This is a genomic window from Agromyces sp. NPDC058126 (assembly GCF_042884595.1).
In the GTDB taxonomy this organism is placed as follows: Bacteria; Actinomycetota; Actinomycetes; order Actinomycetales; family Microbacteriaceae; genus Agromyces.
The window spans coordinates 764079-768577 of sequence record NZ_JBHVTS010000003.1; the positions used below are offsets into that span (position 1 = coordinate 764079).

Annotated in this window: 3 protein-coding genes and 1 pseudogene; 2 read left to right on the forward strand and 2 right to left on the reverse strand. The window is 71.8% G+C overall.

The annotated features are described in order from the left end of the window. Positions 1-188: 188 nt before the first annotated feature. Positions 189-1451, forward strand: coding sequence for an amidohydrolase family protein (locus tag ACFVTR_RS12600; protein WP_387037723.1), 1263 nt, complete (start codon positions 189-191; stop codon positions 1449-1451). Positions 1452-1463: 12 nt separating this feature from the next. On the opposite strand, the gene ACFVTR_RS12605 is transcribed toward ACFVTR_RS12600, so the two are convergent. Continuing rightward, entirely contained in the window at positions 1464-2435 is a 972-nt protein-coding gene (locus ACFVTR_RS12605) for a cytochrome b/b6 domain-containing protein (RefSeq protein WP_387037724.1), read from the reverse strand. A gap of 198 nt (positions 2436-2633) precedes the next feature. Between ACFVTR_RS12605 and ACFVTR_RS12610 the strand changes: the two genes are divergently transcribed. Next, positions 2634-4274, forward strand: coding sequence for an MFS transporter (locus ACFVTR_RS12610; RefSeq protein ID WP_387037726.1), 1641 nt, complete (start codon positions 2634-2636; stop codon positions 4272-4274). A 78-nt stretch (positions 4275-4352) separates the two neighbouring features. Here ACFVTR_RS12610 and ACFVTR_RS12615 read toward each other — a convergent pair. Beyond that, positions 4353-4499 (reverse strand): annotated as a pseudogene (locus tag ACFVTR_RS12615) (UTP--glucose-1-phosphate uridylyltransferase); the annotation flags it as partial.

Below are 4499 nucleotides of genomic sequence, written 5' to 3' on the forward strand. Positions count from 1 at the left end.
TTTGCCCGCGCGGCCCCCCCGCCGGGCGCGCCCCCCCCCCCCCCCCGCGGGCCCCACCCCCCCGGGGGCCCACCCCGGGGGGGGGGGGGGGGGGCCCGCCCCCGCGGGGCCACCCGGCGAACACAGCACCGATCACCGATCGCCAACCGCCAACCGCCAACCGCCAACCGCCAACGAAAGGTCGTCGCATGCTCATCCGGAACGTCCGCCCCTGGGGCGGCGCCGCAGCCGATGTCCGCGTCCTCGACGGACGCATCGCCGAGGTCCTCCCCCACGACGCCGCGGCGCGGGCGCAGTTCGAGAACTCGCACGACTCGACCCCACCCGGTACGGATCAGCTCGACGGTCGTGGCCGCCTGCTGCTGCCCGCGTTCAGCGACGTGCACGTGCACCTCGACTCGACCCGCATCGGGCTGCCGTTCCGGCCGCACACCGGCGCCCCCGGCGTCTGGGCGATGGTGATGAACGACCGCGCGAACTGGCGCGACGCCGAGGTGCCGCTGCCCGAGCGCGTCGCGGGCACCCTCGAGCGCATGGTCGCCCACGGCACCACCCGCGTCCGCAGCTACGCGCAGGTCGACGTCGACTGCGGGCTCGAACGCTTCGAGGCCGTGACGGCCGCGAAGGAGCGCTTCACCGACCTCGCCGAGGTGCAGGTCATCGCCTTCCCGCAGGCCGGGCTGCTGCGCGAGCCGGGCTCGGTCGAGATCCTCGAGGCGGCGCTCGCGGCGGGGGCCGACGTCGTCGGCGGCATCGACCCGTGCGAGCTCGATCGCGACCCGGCGCGCCACCTCGACCTCGTCTTCGACCTCGCCGAGAAGTACCACGTCGAGGTCGACATCCACCTGCACGAACCGGGCGAGCTCGGAGTGTTCAGCACCGAGCTCGTGATGGAGCGGACCCGCGCGCTCGGCATGCAGGGCAAGGTCACCATGTCGCACGCGTACAGCCTCGGTTCGGTGTCGGATGCCACGAGCCGACGTCTCATCGACGGCTTCGCCGAGCTCGACATCGCCCTCGCCACCGTCGCACCCGCGGCCTCCGGCCAGCTCTCGCTCGTCGACCTCGCCGAGTCCGGCGTGCGCGTCGGCCTCGGCGAGGACGGCCAGCGCGACTACTGGAGCCCGTACGGCAACTGCGACCTGCTCGACCGCACCTGGCAGCTCGCGTTCACGCGCGGGTTCCGGCGCGACGAGCTCGTCGAGCACTGCCTCGCGATCGCGACGATGGGCGGCGCGAGCATCATGGACCACGTCTCGCCCCGCCTCGCCGGAGTCGGCGACCGCCCGGGTCTCGCGGTCGGTGACCGGGCCGATCTCGTGCTGCTCGACGGCGAGACGCCCACGAGCGCCGTCATGGACCGCGGCTCCGATCGCACGGTGCTCCACCACGGCCGGGTCGTCGCCGACGGGCTCCGGGTCGTCGCCGACGGCCTCCGGGTCGTCGGCTGAGCGGGGGCCGGGTCAGCCCCGGACGGCGGTGCGCTTCGGCGCGGGCGGCGTCTGGGGCATCCGGCGCACCTGCCCGAAGCGCTCGGCTGCGGGCACGAGCAAGAGCGGTCGCGCGAGCACCCATCCGCCGATCATGACGAGGATCGAGACGGCGAAGATCGCGAACCCGACCCAGTCGTCGGACTCGCGCGACGCGTACATGTGGTTGAGGTTGCGCAGCGCACCTGTCGTGAGCACGAGCACGACGTGCGCGAAGGTGAAGAGCAGGAAGAACAGCATCACCGGGTAGTGCAGGGCCCGCGCGAAGCGCTCGGGCACCGCGGTCGCGAGGCGGCCCTCGAGCGGCCAGCCGGGCGAGAGCCGCAGCCCCGTGAGGATGGCGAGCGGCGAGGCGATGAAGACGACCGCGAAGTAGGCGAGCACCTGCGCATCGTTGTACGCCACCCACGAGTTCTCGGTGGGCCAGTCGAGCGAGAGGTACTGCAGCACGACCGAGATCGAGCCGGGCACGACCTCCCAGCTCGTCGGCAGGATGCGCACCCATTGGCCGGTCGCGAAGAGCAGCACGATGTAGACGACGCCGTTGAGCACCCAGAAGGCGTCGACGACGAGGTGCAGCCACACCGAGATGCCGAGGCGCCGCGGAGCGCCCTTCGTGCGCGGCCAGCGGGTGTTGTCGCGCGTCCAGAATGCGGGCGGGCGCGCCTTCGAGCGCACGATGAGGCCGGTGCGCACGAGCATCACGAGGAAGAAGGCGTTGAAGAAGTGCTGCCAGCCGAGCCACGCGGGGATGCCGACGGGCGCACCCTCGGGCAGCGGGCTGTGACCCGGGTACTCGGCGACGAAGTCCTGCACTCCGGGGAGCGTGCGCAGCCCCCGGGCGACGAGCACGGCCACGGCGAGCAGCACGAGCGCGCCGCCGGCGAGGAGGGCGAGGCGCTTCACGGAGAGGCCCGCGAACGCGGAGCGCGAGTGTGACGGCACGTCTCTCAGCGTGACAAAGGCGCGGGGTCGGCGCAACTCGGCGGCGTCACGTGACGCCCCGGCGGCTCGTGCGATCGGGCGTCCGCGGCGAGCACCGAAAGCTCGGATCCGGCGACGACTGCGCGTCGAACACCGCACCGCGCCCCGTGGAGGAGCAGAGTGAGGCTCGGATTGCGATCGCGGACGAAGGAGCGCACGATGACCGATCACGCCGCCACTGCCGTCGCCACCGAGGAGCGCCGCTCGTGGGCCCCCATGGTGGGGCTCTTCCTCGCCCAGGTGCTGATGTCGTTCAACGTCGCCGCGCTGCCGATCTCGCTCGGCGGCATGGTCGAGGACTTCGGCGTGCCGCCGACCGTCGCGAGCACCACGATCGTCGTCTACGGCCTCGCCGTCGCCGCCCTCGTCATGACGGGCGCGAAGCTCGGCCAGCGCGTGGGCTGGGTGCTCATCTTCCGCATCGTGGTCGCCGTCTTCGCGGTCTCGTCCGTGATGATGATCCTCTCGACGACGATCGAGTGGGCGATCGCGGGGCAGGTGCTCGCCGGGGCATCCGCCGCCATCATCGTGCCCGCCCTCGTGGCCCTCATCGCCGAGAACTACCGCGGCGCCCAGCAGGCGACCGCGGTGGGCTCGCTCGGCTCGGCGCGGGCGTTCTCGGGCATCAGCGCCTTCCTCATCGGCGGCACGCTCGGCACCCTCGTCGGCTGGCGGCCGATCTTCTTCATCACGCTCGGCCTCGCCGTCACCGTCTTCGCGCTCAGCTTCAGGCTGCGCGGCGACCGGGGCAACCCGGGCATCCGCATCGACCTCGTCGCCTCCGTGCTCATCGGCGCGGCGATCGTGCTGCTCACGCTCGGCTTCAACAACCTCAACGCGTGGGGCATCCTGCTCGCCTCGCCCGAGGCGCCGTTCACGATCCTCGGACTCTCGCCGGCCCCCGTCTTCGTCGTCGCCGGCATCGTGCTCGGCCAGGCGTTCTTCCTGTGGACCCGACGGCGGATGCGCCTCGGCCGGGTGCCGCTCGTCGACCTGAGCGTGCTCTCCGAGCCCACCGAGCGCGCCGCCGTCTACGCGATGTTCATCATCGTCGCGATGGAGGCGGCCGTGAACTTCACGGTGCCCACCTACATCCAGGTCGTGCAGGGGCGGACGCCGTTCGACACCTCGCTCGCGATGATGCCGTTCAACCTGACCGTCTTCGTCACGGCGACGCTCATCGTGCGCTTCTACCGCCGGTTCAGCCCCCGCGTGATCGCCCTGTTCTCGTTCGGCCTGACGACGGTCGCCCTCGTCTGGCTCGCCTTCGTCGTCACCAACAACTGGGAGACGGTGCCGACGATCCTCGGCCTCATCGTCTTCGGCATCGGGCAGGGCGCGCTCGTCACGCTCGTGTTCAACGTGCTCGTCACCGCCGCGCCGAAGGAGCTCGCGGGCGACGTGGGCTCCATCCGCGGCACGACGCAGAATCTCGCGAGCGCGGTCGGCACGGCCGTGATGGGGGCCCTGCTCGTCACGATGCTGACCCTCAACTTCACGCAGGCGGCGATCGAGCACCCCGAGCTGCCCGAGGAGCTCAAGGCCGAGGTCGGGCTCGCCCAGGTGAACTTCATCAGCAACGACGAGCTGCGCGCGGCGTTCGAGGAGACGAGCGCCACGCCCGAGCAGGTCGACGCCGCCGTCGAGATCAACGAGGAGGAGCGGCTGAACACCCTGCGGCTCGGATTCCTCGTGCTCGCCGGGCTCAGCGCGGCGGCCGCGCTGCCCGCGTCGCGCCTGCCGAAGTACCGGCCCGAGGAGATCCCCGACCCGATGGCGGCCGGCGGCGACGACGACTGATCGGGTGAGTGACGCGAACGCCTGAGACGACGACGGGATGCCTCGACCGAGGCATCCCGTCGATGTCGCCGCGGCGGCTCAGCCGGCTGCGTCGAGGTCTGCGGTGTAGTCGATGAGCCAGGAGCGGAGGTCGGCGCCGAGGTCGTCACGATCGACCGCGAGCTGGATCACGGCCTTGATGTAGTCCAGCTTGTCGCCCGTGTCGTACCGGCGACCACGGAACAC